Source organism: Kibdelosporangium philippinense, from assembly GCF_021390435.2.
In the GTDB taxonomy this organism is placed as follows: Bacteria; Actinomycetota; Actinomycetes; order Mycobacteriales; family Pseudonocardiaceae; genus Kibdelosporangium; species Kibdelosporangium philippinense.
Genome location: NZ_JAJVCN010000002.1, coordinates 661,474 through 683,663 on the forward strand (window position 1 = coordinate 661,474; position 22,190 = coordinate 683,663).

Annotated in this window: 17 protein-coding genes; 9 read left to right on the plus strand and 8 right to left on the minus strand. The window is 65.9% G+C overall.

Features of this window, described 5'->3' with window-relative positions:
• The first annotated feature begins 1 nt into the window (after nt 1).
• Nucleotides 2-985 (plus strand): NAD-dependent epimerase/dehydratase family protein, encoded by a 984-nt coding sequence (locus LWC34_RS22060; RefSeq protein WP_233727067.1) that lies wholly within the window; start codon nt 2-4, stop codon nt 983-985.
• 56 nt (nt 986-1,041) lie between these two features.
• Here LWC34_RS22060 and LWC34_RS22065 read toward each other — a convergent pair whose 3' ends face one another.
• Nucleotides 1,042-1,572: a dTDP-4-dehydrorhamnose 3,5-epimerase family protein gene (locus LWC34_RS22065; RefSeq protein ID WP_233727068.1), complete on the minus strand. Its 531-nt coding sequence runs from the start codon at nt 1,570-1,572 to the stop codon at nt 1,042-1,044.
• A gap of 20 nt (nt 1,573-1,592) precedes the next feature.
• Between LWC34_RS22065 and LWC34_RS22070 the strand changes: the two genes are divergently transcribed.
• Genes LWC34_RS22070 through LWC34_RS22085 form a run of 4 tightly spaced genes read left to right on the plus strand, consistent with a single transcriptional unit; the run spans nt 1,593 to nt 6,497 of the window.
• Nucleotides 1,593-2,747 (plus strand): class I SAM-dependent methyltransferase, encoded by a 1,155-nt coding sequence (locus tag LWC34_RS22070; RefSeq protein WP_233727069.1) that lies wholly within the window; start codon nt 1,593-1,595, stop codon nt 2,745-2,747.
• Entirely contained in the window at nt 2,744-4,780 is a 2,037-nt protein-coding gene (locus LWC34_RS22075; RefSeq protein ID WP_233727070.1) for an O-antigen ligase family protein, read from the plus strand. The genes LWC34_RS22070 and LWC34_RS22075 overlap by 4 nt, the downstream gene beginning before the upstream one ends.
• On the plus strand, nt 4,777-5,475 hold the full coding sequence (locus LWC34_RS22080; RefSeq protein ID WP_233727071.1) for a YveK family protein: 699 nt from the start codon (nt 4,777-4,779) through the stop codon (nt 5,473-5,475). Before LWC34_RS22075 ends, LWC34_RS22080 begins: the two co-directional genes overlap by 4 nt.
• Complete coding sequence (locus tag LWC34_RS22085; RefSeq protein ID WP_233727072.1) at nt 5,472-6,497, plus strand: glycosyltransferase family 4 protein; 1,026 nt, start codon at nt 5,472-5,474, stop codon at nt 6,495-6,497. Before LWC34_RS22080 ends, LWC34_RS22085 begins: the two co-directional genes overlap by 4 nt.
• Before the next feature lie 34 nt (nt 6,498-6,531).
• Here LWC34_RS22085 and LWC34_RS22090 read toward each other — a convergent pair whose 3' ends face one another.
• From LWC34_RS22090 to LWC34_RS22105, 4 genes are all read right to left on the minus strand, one after another.
• Nucleotides 6,532-7,791, minus strand: a complete 1,260-nt coding sequence (locus tag LWC34_RS22090; protein WP_233727073.1) for a glycosyl hydrolase — start codon at nt 7,789-7,791, stop codon at nt 6,532-6,534.
• 61 nt (nt 7,792-7,852) lie between these two features.
• Nucleotides 7,853-8,881: a glycosyltransferase family 4 protein gene (locus LWC34_RS22095; protein ID WP_233727074.1), complete on the minus strand. Its 1,029-nt coding sequence runs from the start codon at nt 8,879-8,881 to the stop codon at nt 7,853-7,855.
• A complete protein-coding gene (locus tag LWC34_RS22100; protein WP_233727075.1) occupies nt 8,878-10,782 on the minus strand; it encodes a glycosyltransferase in 1,905 nt (634 codons plus the stop codon). Before LWC34_RS22100 ends, LWC34_RS22095 begins: the two co-directional genes overlap by 4 nt.
• Nucleotides 10,783-10,990: 208 nt before the next feature.
• On the minus strand, nt 10,991-12,439 hold the full coding sequence (locus LWC34_RS22105) for a flippase (RefSeq protein WP_308200126.1): 1,449 nt from the start codon (nt 12,437-12,439) through the stop codon (nt 10,991-10,993).
• Between the two features lie 203 nt (nt 12,440-12,642).
• Between LWC34_RS22105 and LWC34_RS22110 the strand changes: the two genes are divergently transcribed.
• Both LWC34_RS22110 and LWC34_RS58120 read left to right on the plus strand, forming a co-directional pair.
• The gene (locus tag LWC34_RS22110; protein ID WP_233727077.1) at nt 12,643-13,509 is read left to right on the plus strand and encodes a glycosyltransferase family 4 protein; all 867 of its coding nucleotides are present in this window, start codon (nt 12,643-12,645) and stop codon (nt 13,507-13,509) included.
• Between the two features lie 25 nt (nt 13,510-13,534).
• Complete coding sequence (locus LWC34_RS58120) at nt 13,535-14,602, plus strand: glycosyltransferase family 4 protein (RefSeq protein WP_233727078.1); 1,068 nt, start codon at nt 13,535-13,537, stop codon at nt 14,600-14,602.
• On the opposite strand, the gene LWC34_RS22120 is transcribed toward LWC34_RS58120, so the two are convergent.
• From LWC34_RS22120 to LWC34_RS22135, 3 genes are all read right to left on the minus strand, one after another.
• The gene (locus LWC34_RS22120; protein WP_308200127.1) at nt 14,577-17,255 is read right to left on the minus strand and encodes a VTT domain-containing protein; all 2,679 of its coding nucleotides are present in this window, start codon (nt 17,253-17,255) and stop codon (nt 14,577-14,579) included. The two genes, LWC34_RS58120 and LWC34_RS22120, sit on opposite strands and share 26 nt — an antisense overlap.
• On the minus strand, nt 17,239-17,988 hold the full coding sequence (locus tag LWC34_RS22130) for an MBL fold metallo-hydrolase (protein ID WP_233727079.1): 750 nt from the start codon (nt 17,986-17,988) through the stop codon (nt 17,239-17,241). Before LWC34_RS22130 ends, LWC34_RS22120 begins: the two co-directional genes overlap by 17 nt.
• Before the next feature lie 115 nt (nt 17,989-18,103).
• Nucleotides 18,104-18,862, minus strand: a complete 759-nt coding sequence (locus LWC34_RS22135; RefSeq protein WP_233727080.1) for a WecB/TagA/CpsF family glycosyltransferase — start codon at nt 18,860-18,862, stop codon at nt 18,104-18,106.
• A 56-nt stretch (nt 18,863-18,918) separates the two neighbouring features.
• On the opposite strand from LWC34_RS22135, the gene LWC34_RS22140 reads away from it, so the two are divergent.
• Nucleotides 18,919-20,280 carry a glutamate-1-semialdehyde 2,1-aminomutase gene (locus LWC34_RS22140; RefSeq protein ID WP_233727081.1) on the plus strand — a complete coding sequence of 454 codons (1,362 nt, stop codon included), beginning with the start codon at nt 18,919-18,921 and terminating at the stop codon, nt 20,278-20,280.
• 410 nt (nt 20,281-20,690) lie between these two features.
• Complete coding sequence (locus LWC34_RS22145; protein ID WP_233727082.1) at nt 20,691-22,187, plus strand: sugar transferase; 1,497 nt, start codon at nt 20,691-20,693, stop codon at nt 22,185-22,187.
• Nucleotides 22,188-22,190: the final 3 nt, after the last annotated feature.

Sequence of the window (22,190 nt, forward strand, 5' to 3'; positions counted from 1 at the left end):
CGTGCGTGTGTTGCTGACCGGACACCAGGGCTACCTGGGGACGGTGATGGCGCCACGGTTGGCCGCCGCCGGTCACGAGGTCGTCGGTCTTGACTCCGGGTTGTTCGCACCCTGTGTTCTCGGGCCCCTGCCGCAAGATCCGGACGGCTTCCAGGTCGATCTGCGTGCGGTCACGGCCGAGCATGTGTCCGGTGTGGACGCTGTGATCCATCTCGCGGCCCTGTCGAATGATCCACTGGGGTCGCTGGCGCCGGAGCTGACGTACGACATCAACCACCACGCCTCGGTCACCCTGGCTCGGTTGGCCAAGGATGCCGGGGTCAAGCGGTTCCTCTACGCGTCAACGTGTTCCGTGTACGGCGCCGCGGGCGATGGCCTGGTTGACGAAGACGCGCCGCTGCGCCCGGTGACTCCGTACGCGGAGAGCAAGGTGCGCGTCGAGGACGATCTTCTCGAGCTGGCCGATTCGGACTTCACGCCGGTTTTCCTGCGTAACGCCACGGCTTTCGGCTTCTCGCCGAGGCTTCGGGCGGACATCGTGCTGAACAACCTCGTCGGGCACGCGGTGCTCAGCGGCGAGGTCAAGGTCCTGTCGGATGGCACGCCGTGGCGGCCACTGGTGCACGCGCAGGACATCGCGGACGCGTTCATCGCCTCGCTGGAGGCGCCGAAGGAAGCCGTGCACAGCAAGGCTTTCAACGTGGGCACTGAGGACAACAACCTCACCGTCGCCCAAATTGCCCAGCACGTGGTCGAAGCCGTTGCCGGGTCCAAGCTCGTGATCACCGGCGAGGCAGGCGCCGACCCGAGGTCCTACCGGGTGGACTTCTCCCGGATCCGCGCCGCGATGCCGTTCACCGCACAGTGGACGGTCAAGGCGGGTGCGGTCGAGCTGTTCGAGGCCTACACCGAGTACGGCCTGACGCGCGAGGACTTCGAGCAGAAGTTCACGCGCCTGGCCTGGCTGAAGAACCAAATGCCGTGAAGGCCACCTTCGCGGCGTTCAACGCACCTAACTCGGCCCTCGCGAGGGCGGCGAGCCTAGTTGGGCTGCCAGGGACCAGCAGCACAGTCGCGGGCGCTGATCTCGGTGACCGGCAGTGGCCACTCGATGGCCAGCGTCGGGTCGTCGTAGCGCACGGCGACGTCCTCACGCGGGTCGTGCGGCCGGTCGATGCGGTAGCAGACGTCCGCGATCGGCGTCAGCGCCTGGAATCCGTGCAGCATGCCCGGCGGGATGTACAAGTGCGTGAAGGTCTCGTCGTCCAGCTGGAACACCTCGTGGCGGCCGAAGGTCGGCGAGTCCGGCCGGACATCGACGACCACATCGGACACCGCGCCGTGTGCGCAACGCACGAGTTTCGCTTCGCCACGCCCGGATCGGCCGTGCAGCCCGCGCAGCACGCCCTGCTTGGAGCGCGACTGCGAGTCCTGGATGAACGAGTTCGGGTCGATGCCGTGCTCCGCCGCGATGGTCGCGTCGAACGTCCTGGTGAACAGGCCACGCGAGTCGTGGTGTGGAGTGGGCACGAACAGCAGGACGCCGTCGATCGGGGTAGTCCGCACATGCATCGGTCCATCATGGCGTCCCCATGCTGACGCCGATCTGCCGGTCCTGCCGGGCCCGCCGCGGTGAGGTCGTGCTCGACCTCGGCCGCCAGCCCGCGAGCGATTTCTTCCCGCCGGTCGCGGACATCGGCCCCGACCCCGTCTACCCGCTGCGGATGTGGTTGTGCGCGGAATGTGGCCTCGCGCAACTGGCCGAAGATCCGACAGTGCCTGAAGAACCGCGTGGGGTCGAGCCCGCCGCGCTTGTCGCGCAGGCCAAGGACGCGATCGGCCGCGTGATGCGGTCCGGTTTGGTCCAGCCAGGCGCCAAAGTCTTCGAGTACGGCAGCCCGCACGGCGGCTCGTGGCTGCCTTTGCTTGCCGAGCACGACTTGCGGCCGGTCGACCAGCCGAGCGATCCCGCGGACGTCGTACTGGACTGCTTCGGCCTGATGCACAGCGCCGACCAGCACGAGGCCGTCGCTGAGCGGGCAAGGAAGCTGAGCGACAAGGGAATCCTGCTGCTGCAGTACCACTCGCTGGCCACGATCATCCGAAGTGGACAGTGGAACGCCTTGCGGCACGGGCACTACGCCTACTACTCGACGGCCGCGCTGACCCGGATGCTCGCGATCGCGGGTCTGACCCCGTGGACGGCGTGGCGATTCGAGCTCTATGGCGGCACGGTCCTGCTGGCCGCTGGTCGTGGCGGACAAAGCGATCCCGAGGTTCGCGCACTGATGGCCGAGGAGACCGGAAGCGGCGTCGACGACCCACGGATCGTGCGCTCGTTGCAGGAGACCGCGGAGAACAGCATCAACGCCTTGCGCGGCTGGCTGCAGCGTCAACGCGGCACCGGCCGTCGCGTCTTCGGCTACGGCGCCGCGTCGCGCGCGGTCGCCTTGCTAGCCGCAGCAGGCATCGACGACACCATGCTGTCCGGCGTCGCGGACGCGTCCCAAGCCAAGTGGGGCCGCCGGATGCCTGGCACCGCGATCCCGGTGATCAGTCCGGCCGAGTTGGTACGCGCGAAGCCGGACGCGGTCCTGCTGTTCGTGCCCGACCTGCTGGAAGAGGTCCGTTCGGCGCTGCCCGCTCTGGCCGGACGCTGGGTGGTCGCCGAACCCGTGCCGACCGAGGATCCGCAGACGCGCCGGATCATCCCGCCCGCGCGGCTGGCCGGTGACAACAGGTCATGAACCGCCTGGCCGTCCTGATTGTCCTGGCCAGCATGGTCTTCGGTGCGCTGGTCGGTTTCGCCGTACCCACGACCGGCGGGTCGGTGTACCGCAGCGGCGCGACGATCGTCTTCACGGCCGCCCAGGTCGAGCCCGATCCCGCGACGGCGTCCGTCGCCAGGCACGTCTCGCAACGGCTGCCCAGCTGGGCCAAGATCGCCGCGAGTGGCGCTGTGGCTGGCGAAGCGCGTCTGACGGCAGGCGAAGCCATTACCGCGCACGAGATCTCCGGCGCCCAGTCGCTGCGGATCGAACTCGACAGCCCGAACCGTGACGGCCTTGCCGACCGGGCAACGGCCGCCGCGAACACGGTCATCTCCGTAGTCACGCGGCTGGAGTTCAACCGTGTATCTGGTGTGGTGTCCGATCCTGGCGGCGAACCGGAGAACATGTCGCGCGCCTGGGCGATCTGGGCTGCGCTGCTTGGCGCGGTGCTCGGCGCTTTGCTTGGCTGGCTTGTCTGTTCGCTCCGACGGCCGGGCCGGTGGGTGGCTCAAGTGGCCGACGGCGGGTCACGAATCGAAGGCGCGGAAGCGTTTGCGGCCAGCGTTGACCACGAGATTCTGGCGTTGTGGGCGGCTGTTCGCACGCGACGTGGGCTCCTGGTGGTCGGCCTCGGGTTCTTCGCGGTCGCTGGGTACGCGGCGACCGGTTCCGTCGGACCGCCGTTCCTGATCCTGCTGGTCGCCGGGTACGCGGCCTTCCGTGACCCACGATGGATCGCTGGCGCGTTTCTGATCCTTGGCGCGTCCGTGTTCCCGCCGAAGCTGGAATTGGTCAAGGTCGGCCCGGTCACGCCGACCGTGCTCGAAGTCGCCCTGCTCATTGGCCTGATCGCGGTATGGCGCAAGCCAGGCAAGTCGATCTTCACGTGGCCGTTGGTGATTTTCGTGGCGGCCGTCGCGGTCGGTAGCGCGTACGGATTCACCGGCGGCGGCGAGTTCTCCGAAATCGCCGACAGCGTGCGGGCGATCTTGCTGGTGCCGTTGGGTTTTGTGATCGTATACCGCGCGTTCGCAGGAAAGCTGCCGCAGCTCGTGGCGCTCGTGGCCGTCGGCGCGGCCGTGGCCAGCGCTGTCGAACTGCTCGCGGCGGTCATGGACTGGCAACGGTTGCTTGTCGACGAGCGGACGTCCGTGATCACCGGCGATGACACGTCCGAGGTGTCCCGGCTCGCCGCGCCGATCCTGCCGTTGTGGGGGCCGCTGCTGATCTTGCTGGTCTCCGGGGCCTTCCCGGCCAGGCCACGCTGGCGGTTGCTGTTGATCGCGTTGCCCGGTCTCGCGCATGAAGCGCTGAGCTTCAACCGATCCACGTGGGCGCCGCTGCTCGGGCTCGTCGTGCTGGTGGCCGTCGCCAGGTTCGGTTCCCGGGGCGTGGTCAAGCGTTTGCTCGCCGCCGCGGCTTTGGGCGCGTTGGCACTCGGACTGGCCAGTGGCGGCGCGCTCGGCAAGACAGGCGAGGCGCTCGCTGGCCGCGTGACCAGCGTTTTCAGTGGTGAGGCGCTCGTCGAGGACAGCCTGGCCGACCGTGTCAGGGAGAACAACGCGGCCCTGAACACGCTGCTAGTCCACCCGATCGTGGGTACTGGTGTCGCGGTCCCCTACGGGGGCGAGATCATTTGGTACGACGAGCTGCACGACCGGACAGTGGTCGAGGCGCGGCCGTGGATTCACAACCAGTACCTGAGAATTTGGCTCTGGTTCGGGGTGTTCGGGCTGTTCGCGGTCGGGTTGCTGATGGTCCGTGTGGCCTCGGCCGTCGTGCACAGCTGGCGCCTTGGCGCTCCCGGAACTGTGCCTGTCGTGGCGTCCGCGCTCGGGTTGGCGTGCATGGCGCTGCAGTCGATCTTCCAGACGACCCTGATCGACCGTCCCGCATTGGTGGCGATCGCGCTTACCCTGGCAGTGCTGGCACTCGCGGTCGGCTGGCGACCGCGGTTCGAACAGGTCGGACAAACGCCGTCATCAGCGAGAAGGATAATGACACGGTGAGGTTGCTCAAGAACGTAGCGTGGTGGCAGTGGCTGCTCGCGGCTGGTGTCGTGGTCGGTCTGCTCGGTGGCGCGTACTTCAGCAACCGCCTCAGCAACGCCGTGTACACCTCGTCCGCCGAGGTCCTGATGACCGGGCAGAGCGACCCGGCCCAGCCGGACACCGCGTACACCAGCAACCAGTACGTGAACCAGCGGATGACCACGTACGCGCAGATCGCGTCGAGCGCGCAGGTCACGGGCCCGGCCGCGCAAACGCTCGGCACGGACTCGGGCACGCTCACCTCGCAGATCACGGCGACCGTCGCAGGCGATACGACCGTGCTGAAGTTGCAGGTCACGGGGTCGAGCCCGGAGACAGCGCGTCGCAACGCGGTCGCTGTGACGCAGTCGTTCATCAACGCGATCACCAAGCTCGAGACCATTCCCGGTGGTTCGTCCCGGGTCGTGGTCAACGTGATCACCGACCCGACGAATCCGCCAGCCCGCTCGGCGCCTGGGCTGTGGCTGCTGCTGCTCGGCGGGTTCTTCGGCGGGCTCGTGGTCGCGATCGTCGCGATCTTCGTGCTGCGTTGGCTCTACCCCAAGCGTTTCCCGGCGGTGCGGGTGCGGCCGGAGAAGAAGAAGCCCGTCGGCGAGGAGACCAGCCGGATGCCGCCGGTTTCGCAGCCGGAGAAGAACACGTGGGTGCCATGATCCGTGTGCTGATGGTCGGCTCCGCGCCAACAGAGCGCGGCGGGATGGCGACCGTCACGAACCTGTTGCTGCGCCACAGTTCCGACGTTGCGGCCATCCGGATGATCACGACCCACAAGGAGGGCCCGGCCGCGATGCGCCTGCGGCTGTGGCTGTCCGGGACGCTGCAGGTCGTGAAGTCGTTGCCGCACGCGGATGTGCTGCACGCGCACGTGTCCGAGCGGGGCAGTGTGATCCGGAAAGGCTTGCTTGTCTGGGTTGCCAAGCTGCTGCGTAAGCCTGTGGTGTTGCACTGCCATGGCGCCGAGTTCATCGACTGGTATCAGGGTCTGCCTGGCTTGGCCAAGCGCTTGATCGCTTTGACGTTCCGGCAGGCCGATCTGATCGCCGTGCTCGGGTCTTCGTGGCGCACGACGTACATGAGTTTGCTTGGTGTGAAACGGGTTGTGAACCTCGGCAATCCGATCGAGCTGCCGCGCCGGGTGTCTTCAGGGCCCGGTTTCAAGATCGTGTTCCTTGGCCGGTTCGGCGAGCGCAAGGGCTCGGCGGATGTGTTGTCCGCGGTCGCTGGGTTGTCTGAGCCGGTCGAGCTGGTGATGGCCGGTGACGGCGAAGTCGCGGAGACCAAGGCGTTGGCCGCGCGGCTTGGCGTGAACGCTCGGATCCGGACGTGGATCTCGCCGGAGGAACGCGATTCGCTGCTCAGCTCGGCGCACGTTTTCGTGCTGCCCAGCCGGGATGAAGGCCTGCCGATGGCGATGCTGGAATCCATGGGGCACGGCCTTGTTCCCGTGGTCACTCCCGTCGGCTCGATCGGCGAGGTCGTCAAGGACGGCGAAAACGGTTTGCTCGTGAAGCCGGGCGACATCGGCGGCCTGACGCGCGCTTTGCAGTCCCTGCTTGACGATCCGGGCCTGCGAGCCCGCCTTTCCAAGGCCGCACGCTCCACAGTGGAACCGTACGAGATCTCCCGTTACATGCAGGTCCTAGGCCGCCACTGGTCATCCCTCGTGAGTGGTTAGACGGGTTAGAACACGTCTAACCACTCACGAGGGTTTACCTGGTGATTTGCGGGCGGATGACCGCGTTGGCCGGGGTGGTGGGTGGTTTTGGTGTGGTTGGCGGCGGTGGGGTCGTTGTTGGGCGGGTGGGTGAGGTGGTGGTTGGCGCGTTGGCTGGGCGCCAGTCCACTTTGTCCCGTGTGATCACCCAGGGGTCGTTCATCAGCTCTTCGGCGTACTTGTCCCTGGCCAGTTCCATGATCTTGTTCTCCCAGCCGTGCCAGCAATGGAAGTACGTCATGGCCGGATAGTTCTCTTTGATCCGTTTGATGATCGTCCGTGCGTCCCACGAACCGTCCAGTTTGGTCGATGGGCCGCATTCGCCGAAGCCGAGCGGTTTTCCGGTCGAAACGATGTCCTTGTAGTCGTCGTTGGGCGACTCGCCTTTGCGCTCACCCAACATGTACATGTCGTCGTCGTACCGGCTCGGGCAGACCATGTCCACGTACTCATCGCCCGGGTAGTACGACAACGCGGGCCCATCCCACGACGCGCCGGGCGAGTACACCCACAACACGTTGTGCAGCCGCCGAGTCTGGGTGATGTAGTAGAAGACATCCCGGTACAGATCGCGCGCGAAGGTCTTGCGGGAGGACATGTCCTGGCCCCACCAGAACCACGACCCGTTGCCTTCGTGCAACGGTCGCAGCAGCACGACAGCGCCTGCCTGACCCAATTCCTCGACCAGGTCGCCCATCTTCTCCAGCTGCGCGCGCCAGACGTTGCGCTGCGGGCTGGAGTCCGAAGTGGCCAGTAGGGTCCGCAGATCCGGCTTTGTCGCTTTGGGATCCTTGACCCACGCCGAGTTCGCGCCGCCGCTCGGATTCCACGGGTTGGTCGGATGGATGTCCATTGTGATCAGTCCGCCGCGTTTCCAGTGGTCGACAAGGACCCTGGATTCCGATCTCGTCCACGCGTCGCGGACCATCACGCCGATCATCGCGGGATATTTCGCGGTGCGTTTGAACAACGCCTCGACGAAGTGGTCGTAGCTCGCCGCGGTGATGTCGTCGATCTGCTGCCCGACCACGACTCTGCGCGAGTCGCGGGTCGGCAGTTGCTTGAACCAGCGCAACAACGCCTGCGCGTCCGCGGTCGCCGCCGGGTCGGCGGAGACCGGTTTCGTCTCCTGTTCGGCCGTTTCCTCAGGTCCGAACCACTGTTGCTGGCTCAGTGCGATGCCACCGGCTGCCCCGAGTGCGATCGCCCCGGCCGCTGCCCCGATGAACCGGCGCCGTCCGATCTCCTCAGCCATGCGGACCATAAAAACATGACATTAGGCCGAATGTCGTAACCCTTCGCCGGTCAAATCCCCCTTACGGGTGATAAATCGCGGCCTGAGCGAGGACATCGGCGAGTTTTTCGGCCAACAGCCCGGCGCTGTAGTTCTGCTCGAAATGCCTGCGGCTGGCTTGCCCGCGTCGCCTGGCGACGTCCGGATCGGACAGTCCGGCGAACGCTTCGGCCAGTCCATCGGCGTCGTTGATCCCGATGCCCGGCTCGCCCGGCGGCTGGAATTCCTCGAGCCCACCGGAGTCCGAGACGATCGGCGTGACACCCAGTTGCATGGACAGCAGCTGCACACCGCTCTGCGACGCCTGCCGGTAGTGCACGATCGACCCCTTGGCGCGGGCCAGAATCGGCAGAACGTCCGAATAGGAGTAACGCTCCCTGCGCCACTCGCAGCGCGGCGGAAGGTCCTGTTCGGACACGTCCAGCGGACCGTCGCCGAGCAGGATCAGCCGATCGCCCTTGTGCTGCCCGGAAAGCAGGTGCTTCTCCCAAGCCTTGAGCGCGACCGGCACGTTCTTGTACGGCGACATCCGGCCGTAGAGCACGAAATCATGCCGCTCGGTGACCGGCGCCGGGAGATCGCTCTCGCGGACATCGCTTGTCAACGGGACAACACTGGCTGGATATGGCAACTGCTTGGCCACATAGTCACTGAATGCGACGACCCGCGTCGCCCGGTTGCTGAACCTGCTGAACAGCTGACGCTGCCAAGCAGGCCTTTGCTCGGTCTCGTCGTGCGGAGCGTCGTCATGCACCAGGTGGACCATTGGTGCCAGCCGCGCGAGCATGAGCCAGCGCGGATCCCAGACCAGTTCGACCACGACCACACTCGGCTGCCACGCCTTGGCTTCCCGCACGGTCTTGAGCAACGGGCCGATCGTGCGCAGATCCTTGGGGCGCGGGTCGAGAACGCGCTCGTACTCCAGCGGCGCCATCTTCTCGTAATGCTGATCGGACGTGATCAGCAAGCACTCATGCCCGGCGGCCTGCAACGCTTCCACGTGCACCCTGGACAACGTGCGCATCCACGGTGACAGCCACAGAACTCTCATCGCACCGCCGCGATCGCGGTCTCGTAAGCATCCGTCATAGCGTCCACTGTGTACAGTTCGGCGGCCCGTCGCGCACCCGCCGCGGCGAGTGCCGTGAGCCGGGTCGGTTCCTCGATGATTGGGCGCAGCGCCGCTGCCCACGCCGCTGCCGTGACATTCTCGACAAGTACCCCAGCACGCCCATTGTCCAGCAAATCCGGCACAGAACCTACGGCCGATGACACAACCGGCAGCCCGCGCGCCATAGCTTCGACAATGACCAGCGGGAACGCCTCAGCCCGGCTCGGCACGCAGAGAACGTCGAATGTCCCGAAAGCATGATCGGGCCCTGGCGACGCGCCATGCCATCGGACCCGGCTGTCCTCGGGGGCCATGGCCTGCAGTTTTGCCCGATCAGGTCCGTCGCCGTAGATCTCGAGGGTCCAGTCTCGTTCGTCGAGGCCGGTGAGCGCCTGGACGAGCAGATGCGGGTTCTTGTGCTCGACGATCCGGCTCAACATGCCGAATCGGACGGGCTTGCTCGGTGTGAAGCCACGATCCTGTTGCTTCGGTACCCCGTTGGGGGCGATGAAGTGCTTGCCGTTCAGCTGCTGATGCCGGGTGATGGCGTCCCAATGCCGTGGGGACAAGGCGATCACGCCGTCACTGCGGTTGATCACCTTGGCCAGTTTGTCGCCGTACGTCGGCTTGTTCTCTTCCGCTGGCTCGTGTGTTGCGGCGAGCCATTTGCCGTGCCGGTTCAGGGCCTTCCATCCGGCGGCGAAACCGGCTTCGGTGTTCGTCACACCGGTGATGAGAACGGCATCTTTGGTCGGCAGATCGACCAGCGGCTGCCACCAAGGGGTGAGGATGAGCCGGACGCTCGGATCGAGTTCGGGGGTGAGCGGCCCGAAATGCTGCAGGCAGGCCAACGTGACCGGGTAGCCCCTCCGGCTGAGCTCGTTGGCCAGCAGAACACGTTGCCGCTCGGCGCCGCCTTGGCACAATTCGTTGCTGGTCAACAAAATGCTCGGCTTGCCAGGCTGTGCTTTCGCCCGGGCCGCCGCCTTTTCCTTGCTCCGGTCCTGCCGGTGGGACCGTTGCACGCGGTCGAGAAGATTGAGCCCGGCGGTGAAGATCGCGCCCGGTCCGTAGTTGCTCATGCCGAGCATCTCGGCCTGGCCTGCCCTGAGGAAATCCCTGGCCCGGCGCTCCTTGAGGGGATCGCCTGCCATCGTGCCCGCCGCGGCGTGCCGGACGTCGTTCTCGTCGGCGAGGATCAGCCGCCAGCCGTGTTCGCGGGCTTTGCGCTGCCACGCCGCCTCTTCGCCGTAGACGAAGAACTTGTTGTCGAAGCCGCCGAGCTCGTCCCACGCCGCGTGGGAGATGAGCAGGGAACAGCCGGACAGGTATCCGTCGACCTCGCCGGGCTGCTGCGGGTAGTAGTCGGAGAGAGCGTTGCCCCGCAGGCGTTTCCCGTAACCCGAATGGCTGACAAGACTGCGTAGGACGGTCTGCTTACGCCTGGCCACGTCCCAGTCCGGCCCGTCGGCGTCGTCCTGCACCTTCGGCGACACGGCGGCTACCTTGCCCTGGCTCAGGGCTGCACGTGACTTCGTGAGCGGTCCGGTGAGCTCGGCGTCCGGGTTGAGCAGCAACATGTCGTCTTCGGTCCGCTCGGCCAAGCCGTTGATGGCGGCCGCGTACCCGACGTTGCTGTCCGAGAAGACCCAGTCCACGTCGGGATACTCACTTTGCAGCTCCCGGATAGCCAGGCTGCCCTCAGACAGGTTGTCCCACACCAGAACCCGGCAGCCGGACAGGTGCTTGTGGACACTGTCAAGGCACCGCCGCAGCAGATCCGCCCGCCGGTAGCTGACGACCAGCACGGAGAGCGGACGAGCAGCTTGACCGTCGATCACGCCGTCACCTTACCCACGCCCATCGTGTCCACCATTCCGGCACGGTGTGTCCACCATTCCGGAACACCGAGTTGCACATTCCAGCACAGTGAAATTCCCGAAAACCCGAAGCCGAGGTCGAGAGGGAATTTCGGTGTGCTGGAACGGTCAACTCCGTGTGTCGGAACGGTGGACACGGTGTTCGGGAACGGTGGACACGCCCGGGGTGTCAGGCTGGGGCGCTGCTGCGGCCGGGTTTCATGGCGCCGAGCAGGGCGCCGCGCATCTCGTCGGGGATGGCGCCGCCGAGCCACGCGCCGATGAAGTAGCCGATCATTCCGGCGATGAGGGGGACGATCAGCGGCAGGGACCACGTCAGCAACATTGCCAGCAGCGACAGATTCAGACCCGGCACCAGGCGCACGATGTACGACAGCGGTAGCGGATCAACCCCGACCTTGCGAAGCCGGATCTGCGTGAACACAACCCCCGACAACTCCGTGACGATCAGCGCGATGCCACAGCCGACGGCTCCATACATCGGGATCAACACGATGTTCAGCGCGATGTTCACGACCAGGTTCACCAGGGACAAAGTCGTCAGGAACCGTTGCTGATGGGCGGCGACCATCGCATCGCTGATGATCGACGTCAGGAAGCTGATGGCGCAGGCAATGAAAAACAGCCGAAGCACCGGGGTCGCGCCAGAGGCGAATTCCTCCGACCCGACCGCGGTCACGAGGCGTTCGGCCAAGGGGATGCCAAGTACCGCAACGGGTGTGGCGAACAGCAACAGGAATCTGTATCCACTTGCGACCGCTCGTCTGAACCGTTCCGGGTCGGTCGCGTAGCCCTCGTTGATCGTTGACAACGCTGTCCGCGAGAAGACCTGGGGCAGCATGTTCAGCGTGAACGCCAATTGCACCGCGATGCCATACGCGGCCACATCGCGCGTCTCGGCCAGCAGTGACAACAACACGCCGTCGACCCGCCAGTAGATCACCGCGATGAGCATGATCAGGGTGAACGGGATGCTCTCCTTGACCAGGCTGATGATGCCGTTCACGTCGCCAACGGGTCGCAGGGGCGTCAACTTGTGTGCTGCGAAACCGGTTACGACCATCTTGATCAACTGGGGCATGATCTGGACCGCGCACATGGCCAGCAGTCCGGCGTCGGTGAAGGCGATGGCGGCCGCGCTGGCCAAAGTGATCACGCGGGAGAAGAACTCGGCCGTCGCGACCGTGCCGTAACGGACATGGACGTCGAACACCGCGTCGAAGCACGAAGCGATCGCGCTGCACACCAAACCCGCGGACAGGACCAACAGGGCTGACTGGACTTCCGGATCGGAGTACGTCAGCACCCCGATGGCCCCCGCGGTCAATGCCAACGGCACCGCGTAGACCAAGGAGAACGTCAGATCCAGGCCAATCAGCCGGGAGAGTGATGCCCCTTCGCGCCCACTCACCCTTCGCACGATCACTGTGCCGATGCCCTGGGAGGTCAGGGTCTCGAACAGGCCGACGAACACGATCGCGGTCGTCATCACGCCGTAGCCGTGCTGGCCGAGGTACTGGGTGGCGATACCTAGAGTGACGATTGCGAGCGGCATCGCCGTCACCCTCGCCACTACTTGGAGGGCGACCCCTCGCGCGATCGCCGCCGCCCTGGACACGGGCCGTAGTCTAGTAACTTCGCGTTGCCGCAGATCCCATGCGGTGTACCAGCGAGGTGGAGGTCGACACTGTGCGCGCTTATCTCGAGATGTCGCACGGTCTAGATCCCGCCGAATGGAGTAGCCGACACGCCCGTGGGGAAGTTCCTGATCACTGGCCGTATGGACTCGACCGGCTGGCGAACCACGGAGTGCAGCCGATCATGCGAATTCCGGCCCGTGGGCGCGTCATCGAACGCATAGGCCGCGCGGCCAGGCATCGACTCGGTGGTTACGAGTGGGCCGACGCGTTCCGGCGCACCACCGGCGACGTGATCCTGTGCTGGGACGAGTACTCTGGAGTGCCCGCCGCGCTACGCCAGCGCCGCAAGCCGGTGATCACCGGAGTGGTCTGGCTGACCGACGAAGTCGACAAGACCACGGCATGGTTCGCGAAACGCGCCTTGCCAAGGGCGGCCAGGGTCTGGGCGTCGTCGAGTGCGATGATCCCAAGGCTCGAACGGGACTGGGGCGTCAGAAAAGCGCATCACATCCCGCTCGGCATCGATGTGGATTTCTTCCGCGAACGCCCGAAAACCGAGGAACGCCTGGTTGTCAGTGCTGGCAACGACCGGCACCGCGATCATCACCTGCTCATCCGTGCGATCAACAAAGTCCCCGGCGCGCGCCTCGAGATCGCCACCCGGCTGGCGATTCCGCAGAACTACGCCCGCACCGGGCTCAACGAAGGCCAGGTGCGGGATCTGTACCAACGGGCGAGCGTGATCGCGATCGCGACAACGCCGAACGTCCATGCTTCCGGCCTGACTGTCACCCTTGAGGGTATGGCTAGTGGTCGTCCGGTAGTGATTCCGGACACTCCCGGTCTGACCGATTACGTCGAAAACGAGCGAACCGGACTCATCTACCCGGTCGGCGACGAGGATGCGCTGGCGAAATGCGTGCACCGGCTGCTGACCGACGAAGCGATGGCCACGGAACTCGGCCAGGCCGCACGCCGTAAGGTCGAACAGCATTTCTCGACCGAGCTGCAAGCCGCTCGCCTGGCGGAGCTCATGCTCACGATCTGAATCAGGAGTCGTCACTGTGTCGCGCGTGCGTGCCTGGGTGGAACTGATCCACTACCTCGACGCGGCCAAATGGCCAGCGCGCAACGCGACCGGCGAGGTCCCGAACGTGACCCCGTTCGGCATCGACGAGCTGAGCAGGCACGGGGTGGACGTGGCGTTCCGCCAAGTCCTCAAGGGACGGATCCCGAACGCGATCGCCCGCAGGGTGCGTGACCGTGCTGAAGGCTTGGAATGGTTCGAAGCCGTTGCGTCCCAGTACAACCCGTTGCGGCGAAGCGCGGATGTCGTGCTGTGCTGGGACGAGTACACCGGTATCCCAGCGGCTTCGTTGCCCGGTGGCCCGCCGGTGATCAGCGGTGTGCAGCTGCTGACCGACCCCGAGGCGCGGACGCCCGAGTTCCTCCGGCGCGCACGGAAGGCGCTTGACCGGATGGATGCGGTGTTCGTCCAGGCAAAGGGCATGATCCCGGTGATGCGGGACGAATGGAACGTGCCCGAGCGCAAGCTGAGGTTCGTGCCCTTCGGCATCGACGGCGACTGGTTCCGGCCGATCGACGGGGACGTGGACCGCACCTTGGTGGCCAGCGTCGGTGACGACGCCCACCGCGACCACGAGACCTTGATCAAGGCCGTCGCCGACGTGCGCCGCCGCGTCCCAGGCACCCGGTTGGAGCTCGCGACCCAGCTGGACGTTGACCTTCCTGGCAGTCTGGGCGTCCTGCACCGCGGACACCTCGGCCGCAAGCGTCGTCAGTTCTACGGGCAGGCGAACGTGGTCGCAGTGGCCACGCAGCCAAATATCCACGGCTCCGGCATGTCGGTGATCCTCGAAGCTATGGCGTGCGGAAGGCCGTATGTCGTGACGGCGAGCGCGGGCCTCGACGGATACCTCAAGCACGGTCACGACGGTTTGGTTGTACCGCCAGGCGATGTGGACATGTTCGCGTCGGCGGTCGGCGCGCTGATGGCCGATCCCGAGCGCGCCGACGCGATGGGCAAGGCAGGCCGTGCCAGGCTGGAACGCGAGCTGACCACGGACGTCCAGGCCCAGCACCTGGCTGAGGTGATCAAGGAAGTGGCACGGCCTCGCTGACTAGCTCCTCGGAAGGCGCCTCGGCGGGCGCGGGATGCCCGAGCTCGGTCAGCCATGAGCGGAACAACTGGTGCAGCGCCTCGGCCCCGACGACACCGTCCACGGGCATGAATTCCGTTGGGTACACGAGGAATCCGTGCACCTGAGGCCCGCCGAGTCCGCCGTGTGAGCCGACGTGTGGCTCGAACGGCGACGCGGTCTGGGTTTCCGGGTCGTACCGGCTGTTGATCATGATGTCCGCGCAGTGCGGGAACGAGTCGGTCCGCCGGATCAGGTCGGCGGCGTGCGGGCCGTAGTCCTTCAGCGGGTCCTCGCCGATGATCACGCCGGTGGCCAGCCGGTGCAGCCCGTCGCGGCCGAGCACGACCGGCCCGAATTCGGAGCTACGCACCAGCATGAAGCCAACGCCCGCGTGATCAACGAGCTGTGGCAACAGTTCCGGGTACTCGCGTTCGATGGTTTCCAGCGGCACCCGGCCTTCGTGATCGATGAACGACACCATCGCCACGTGTCCGGACACCACAACGACCACGCCAGGAGCGACCCGCGCGACTTCGCCGGGCTCGCCACCAGGAGCGCGATGCAGCTCTGGGCTGACCCCGGCTCGCTCGACACGGCCACGCAGCCGACGCGCGATCAGGCCACCTTCGGCCAGTGCCGCGTTCATCTGCCAGCCTTCGGCCGCGTTACGTGGCTTCGTCACCTTCGAGATGTCCGATGGCTCGCCGCCGCACAGCCTGCCGACGAGTTTCTCGATCGGTTCGCCGAATCGGTTCGCGAACGCCCAGCCCTGCGTCTGACCGTGATCCGAGAGCACGACCAGGTAGTACTGCCGCGGCCCGAGTCGGGTCGCGCGCTGCAGACGCCCGATCTGCTGGTCGATTCCGCGCAGCACAGCCAACGCGTCGAAGCGCTCGATCCCGGAGTGGTGCGCGACTTCGTCGTAGCCAAGGAAGTCCGCGTACACCACGGGACGGCCAGCCAGGATGTCCTCGATGATCGCCGAGACCACGACGTCACGCGTGATCACCGTGGTGCCGGAGCGGGCGATCGGGTAGAAGCCGCCGCGCTTGATCCGCGGCTTGACCCCACGGCGTTTCTGGCTGGTCGAAGCCCAGATTTCCCGGATGATGTCCACGATCGCGGAGCCGAACGTGCGCAGAACGTTCACCGGCCTGGCGAAGTACGCGTAGTAGCCGTCCCCGGTTTTCACGTGCCTGCCGCGGCGAACTCCCTTCCCCAGCACGGGAACCGCGCTCATGGTCAGGGTGACGTGGTCCGCGTCGCCGGTGAAGAGGTTGCCGTGACCCGCGCCGCCACCGGACAGCAGGCCCTTGCCGTTGGAGTGGCGCCGCTCGATCTCGGCCGCGTCCTTCGGATGCGCACACGCCATCACGTGATCGCGATCCTTTTCGTACCAACGGAATCCGAGGATGTCGTGGTTGTCGCCGTGCAGGATCCCGGACACGCTCGCGCCGGTCTGCGAGCTCCAGTCGGTGTGCCACGTCGTCAAGCGATGGGTGTCCTCGCTGACCCACGCGGCCAGCGTGGGCATGTCGCCGTCGCGCACGGCCCGGCGGACGGTGTCGTAACCAAGCCCGTCGATCTGCAGGAAGATCACGCCCGGTGGCGTGTCCGGCATTTCCTTTGGCGTGCCGCCACGCCGGGCGATGCGCCGGAAGAAGATCTCGTCATCGTCGATCGCGAGCACGCTGCTCAGGAAGGCACCGACAGCCGCCATCCCGATCGTCACGGCGACGGCGGAGCGCAGGTTCTCGATCTCGACACCCGGCACCGTGTTGAAGATCGCCAACGCACCCGCACCGATCACGATGAAGCTGCCAAGACCCAGCGTGAACAGCGCGAACGGCAACGCTATCCGCAAGATGAGCGGCCAGACGACCGTGGCGATCAAGCCGAGGATCAACGCGCAGACGGTCGGCTGCCACCACTGCGTCATCGTGAACCCAGGCAGCAGCGCGTCGAACGCCTGCAGCGCGGCGGTCACGATGATCCAGATGAGCAACAAACGTGCCGTCGCACGACCGCCACGCAGCAACCTGCCCGCGTCGGGAGCGCGATGCTGATAGCGCGCGATGACGGCCATAAGGACAGTGACGATGAGTACGAGGGCCGTCGCGATAAGGCTCGCGACCAACGGCGAGTCGAAGATGCCACCGCTCGCCACACCCAGCAGTGCGTACGCGACAGCCCAGATGAGCGAGGCGATCAACGCCGTCGGCAGGAACCGTCGCCACGGATATGTCAGTGCTCCCGCAGCCAACAACACGGGGATACGCCCGGCGGGCAACAAACGGCCGACGACCAGAATCTGCCAGCCGCGCCGGGAGAACTGGTCACGAACGCTGGCCACGCGATCCGCGTGCTGGTGACGCGCGAGCCACCGCACCGCCGGGTCGCCCCCCAGACGCGCGATCGTGTACGTGGCCACGTCGCCCACGTACGCACCGAGCGTCGACAGCAACAGCACCAACGGCAACGACAGACCCGTGGTCGTCATCGCGACGGCCGCACCCGCGCCCACAACGGCACCGGTGGGCACGATCGGGATGATCGAGCCCAGCAGGACACCGAAGAAGATCACCGGGTAACCGATCGACGACGTCGCCGTCAGATCAAGCGCTTGGTTCATGCATCACCTCGGTACCTGGTGGCGTCACGACGACTCGACAATTACGCACGGCCGCAGCGAATTCATGGCCTGGTTCGGCAAGTAGTCGCCGCATGCGCGGGGTTCTGGCCAACCCGGGTAACGCCAGCGTCCCCCAGTGCACCGGCACCGCCACCCTCGGTTTGACCAGGTCGACCGCGGCCGCGGCCCTGATCGGGTCGAGATGACCCGGCCCCAGCGTCATTCCCCAGCCCCACACCGGCAGGAACGCGACATCCACCGGCCCAAGCTCAGCCATGCCGTCGTACAGGTCGGTGTCACCCGCGACGTAGATCCGCTTCTCCGCCTCGAGGATATGTCCGACTGCGGGGGCATGCGGCCCATGTGTCAGCCGTGGGCCCCAACGATGTCCGGAATGGTGGGCTGGCACGGCGGTGACGGTCAGCTGGCCGTCCGTCAACGACTCGCCAATGCCCAGTTCCTCGACGTGCGGGAACCCCTTCCGGTGAAGCCACGCACCCGCGCCACGCGGAACCACGATCCGGGCGTCGCGAACCAGCCGTAGGGACGGCAGATGCAGGTGATCCCCATGCTGATGGGAGATCAGGACGAGGTCGACGCCAGCCCACGCGGAGGGATCGAGCGGCGGAACAACTCGGACAAGTGGCCCGACGCGGGGCGTAAGGACCGGATCGGTGAGCACAACTCGGCCACCGAGCTCGATCCGAACCGTCGAATGGCCAAGAAACCGCACATCACGAGTATCGGATCAGTCAAGGCCGAACGCACCCCAGAGCGACAAACCCCACGTCAAACCTCGTGAGTGGTTAAGCGCGTTCTAACTTGCGTAACCACTCACGACAGGCTGTTCACCCTCTAACGCGCCGCAGGGCAGCACTCGCTAGGAGCAGCACCGCAAAAGGGAGGTCGTCCTTGAGGTAGCGACGGGCCAGCCGGCGCGGCTCCATCACCAACCTGTGCAGCCATTCAAGGCCCAGCTTCTGCATCGAACGTGGCGCACGCCGCGAGTCGCCCGACGCCATCGGAATGCCCGCGCCGCACCCGACGTACCAGGCGTTCGGCATCACCGCACGCAGCCGCTGGATCAACTTCTCCTGCTTCGGGAAACCCATCCCGATCAGCACAAGGCTCGGCTGGGCGACCACGACCGAGTCGATCACCGACTGCAGACTGTCCGCGCACTGGTCGAAACCGACGGGCGGCGCCGCGATCCCGGCGATCTTCAGCCCGGGCGACTGCGACTGCAGCACGGCGGCTGCGCGTTCGGCAACGCCAGGGGCGCCGCCGAGCAGGAAGACGGACTTGCCGTCGAGGGCGGCGGCGTGGCTCAGGGTGTGCACCAATGAGCTGCCGGTCACACGTTCGGGGATTTCTTTGCCCGCGATGCGGCCTGCCCAGACGAGTGGCATGCCGTCGGCGACGGTCAGCGTCGCGGACGAGGCGAGCCCGGCGAGGGAACGGTCGCGGCTGATCGCGCGGACGATGTCGACGTTGGCCGTGAGAATCCAGCCGCCGTCCTGCCAGGTCTCTCGCACCTGGTGGACGACCTCCGCCTCGGTAAGGGCGTCGACCACTACCGTGCCAACTGGTACGCGCCGCTCTGCCACGCAGGCAGGCTACCGCTCAGTGTCAGCCCGGCTACCAGGTGTGGGAGGTTGTGCACGTGAACCACGATTTCCGCAGGTCCAACGAGCTGCAGGAACGCCTGCACGATCTCGTGCCTGGCGGCGCGCACACGTATGCGCGCGGTGCCGACCAGTATCCGGACGGCATGGCCCCGGTTCTGGCAAGGGGCAAAGGGGCGACCGTGTGGGACGTCGATGGGAACTCCTATGTCGAGTACGGCATGGGTCTGCGGAGTGTCACGCTTGGACACGCCTACGAGCCGGTCATCGAGGCCGTGCGCGAGGAACTCGCCAACGGGCTGAGCTTCTCCCGGCCGACCGAACTCGAGCTCAAGGCAGCCGAGGACTTCCTTGGCCTGGTTTCCGGCGCGGACATGGTGAAGTTCGCCAAGAACGGGTCGGACGCGACGACCGCGGCGATCCGGCTGGCCCGTGCGGCGACCGGGCGTGAGCTGATCGCGATCTGCGATCAGCCGTTCTACTCCGTGGATGACTGGTTCATCGGAACGACCGCTATGGACGCGGGGATACCACAGTCGACGGTCGGGCAAATCCGTCGATTCCGGTACAACGACCTCGAATCGCTGCGAACGCTGTTCTCCGAACACAGTGGACAGATCGCCGCCGTGGTGCTCGAGGCGGCGACCGCGTTGGCCGAACCACGCGAAGGTTTCCTGGAAGGCGTGCGGAAACTGTGCGACGAACACGGGACCGTGCTCGTCTTCGACGAAATGATCACTGGTTTCCGCTGGTCGGCTTCGGGCGCGCAGAAGTGTTACGGGGTCACACCCGATTTGTCCTGCTGGGGCAAGGCGATGGGCAACGGCTTCCCGATCTCCGCGCTGGCTGGCAAACGGGAACTGATGGAGCTCGGCGGGTTGCGTACCGGTGAGCCGAGAGTGTTCCTGCTGTCCACCACGCACGGGCCGGAATCGGTGTCGCTCGCGGCTTTTCGGGCAGTTGTCAAGGTATATGCGGGCGAGGATCCGATCGGAACGATGGAACGATCGGGCACCGCGCTGGCCTCAGGGGTCAACGAAGCAGCGGCTGAACTCGGCATTGCCGATCATGTCTCGGTGATCGGCAGGCCATCCTGCCTCATCTTCACGACCAAGGATCACGAAGGGCACCCGTCCCAGGCGTTTCGGACACTGTTTCTCCAGGAGTTGTTGCGCCGTGGGGTGCTCGGGCAGTCGTTCGTCATCTCGGCCGCGCACACCGCGGCGGACGTTCAGCACACAGTGGACGCTGCCGCCGAGGCGTTGTCGGTCTACTGCAAGGCGTTGGAGGCCGGGAGCGTGACCGGTCTGCTCGCCGGCCGCCCGGTTGCCCCGGCGCTGCGGCGGTACGCGGCACCACGCCGGTTGGCGCGCGGCCATTCGTCCCAACAGCAGACATGACAAAGGTAAATATTCTCGGGTTGACACTGACACGAACGGGCGTATTCGGCCGCCGTCACGCGGTGTCGCGATGAACACCGCTGGTAATCCATGGCTCCATTCGGCCTACCCCGCGCCGGGGGTGTGCGGGCCATTTGCCCGTTTTTCTTACCGTTTCGGGTGAATCGAGCCGCCGTCGAGTTGATCAGTCGGCAAGTCACTGACCAGACTCGTGCCGCCGCACCGAAAAAACCGGTTAACCCAGTGCGTAACGGCCGGAACTGGCCGAACGACTCATGGTTTGGCGACGCACCGCAGCGCCGACACTGATTCGTTACGTACCAATGATTTTGCGAACGCCAGCGGGTGATCCTCAGGATCGTCCGTCGGGAAAGCCTTTGCCCGAACCCGAACGCCGGGGGGATCTGACGATGGGTGAGCAAGCCAGCCCGACTCGCCATGGCGTGCACGGCCGCCTGTCGCCGGACAGGGTGCGGCGCGTGCTGCCGATTGGTGAGCCCGGTCAGGCGCCGATCGCGGCCTGGGAGCCGCGATACCGCCGCTCGGTTGTGCTCAGCGACGTCCTGGCCACTGTGCTTTCCGTCACGGTGGTGGGATTGCTGTTCGGTGCGCGGGGTTCCGACAACTGGCAACACTTGTGGATCGTGCTCGGCGTGACCACGGTGGCGCTGGTCCTGTGTTCCCTGTTGATGAACCGGGCGTGGAGCCCGAATGTTCTTGGCCACGGTGCGGACGAGTTCGGCAGGCTCGGTCGCGGATTGTTCTCCGCCGCTGTCGTGCTCGCGCTCGGCGGCCTCGCGGTCGATTCGACGAACATCCGGCTTTGGGTGTTCGTAGCGATCCCGGCGATCGCGCTGCTTTCGTTCCCACAGCGCTATCTTTTGCGCCGGTTCTTGCACAAGTCGCGCAAAGAAGGCAAGTACATGCTGCCGGTCCTGGTCGCTGGCAGCACGGAAACCGCGCGTGACCTGATCGTGCGTACAAAACAGACACCGCATATCGGCTGGCGTGTCGAGGCAGTCTGCACTTTCGACGGTCGGGGTGACGGCGCCGATCTCGAAGGCGTTCCCGTTGTCGGGCGGTTGAAGGATCTTGCCGAGCACGTGCGGCGTGGTGGCTACCGCGTCGTCGCGATCGCGTCGGATCCATATTGGACCCCGCGACGGCTGCAGGAGCTGGCGTGGAATCTCGAAGGCAGCGAGGCCGAGATGGTCGTCGCGCCCGTGCTGATGGAAGTCGCCGGCCCGCGATTACACGTCAGCGCGGTGCTCGGGATGCCGTTGTTACGTGTCAGTGCGCCCGTTTTCTCCGGTGCACGCCGAGTGGTCAAGGAGATCGTCGACCGGGTCGGCTCAGCCTTGCTGCTCACCCTGTTCTCTCCCTTGGTTTTGCTGATCAGCCTGCTGATCCTGCTCGACAGCCGTGGCGCGGTGTTCTACCGCCAGCGCCGGGTCGGCAAGGACGGCAAGACCTTCATGATGATCAAGTTCAGGACGATGGTGAAGGACGCGCACAAGATGCGCGGCACGCTCACCAACGAAGGCTTCGGCCCGTTGTTCAAGATGCGCAAGGACCCAAGGGTGACGAGGGTCGGCGCGGTGCTGCGCCGGTACTCGCTTGACGAGTTGCCACAGTTGTTCAACGTCGTGACCGGGTCGATGTCCTTGGTCGGGCCACGGCCGCCATTGCCGGAGGAGACCGAGAAATACGGTCCGGACGTGCGGCGCAGGTTGCTGGTCAAGCCGGGGATGACTGGCCTGTGGCAGGTCAGTGGCCGCAGTGATCTGCCATGGGAGGAATCGGTCCGGCTGGACCTGCGGTACGTGGAGGATTGGTCGCTCACCCTTGACGCAGTGATCCTGTGGAAGACGGTGCGGGCCGTGGTAACCGGGCAGGGGGCCTACTGAGAT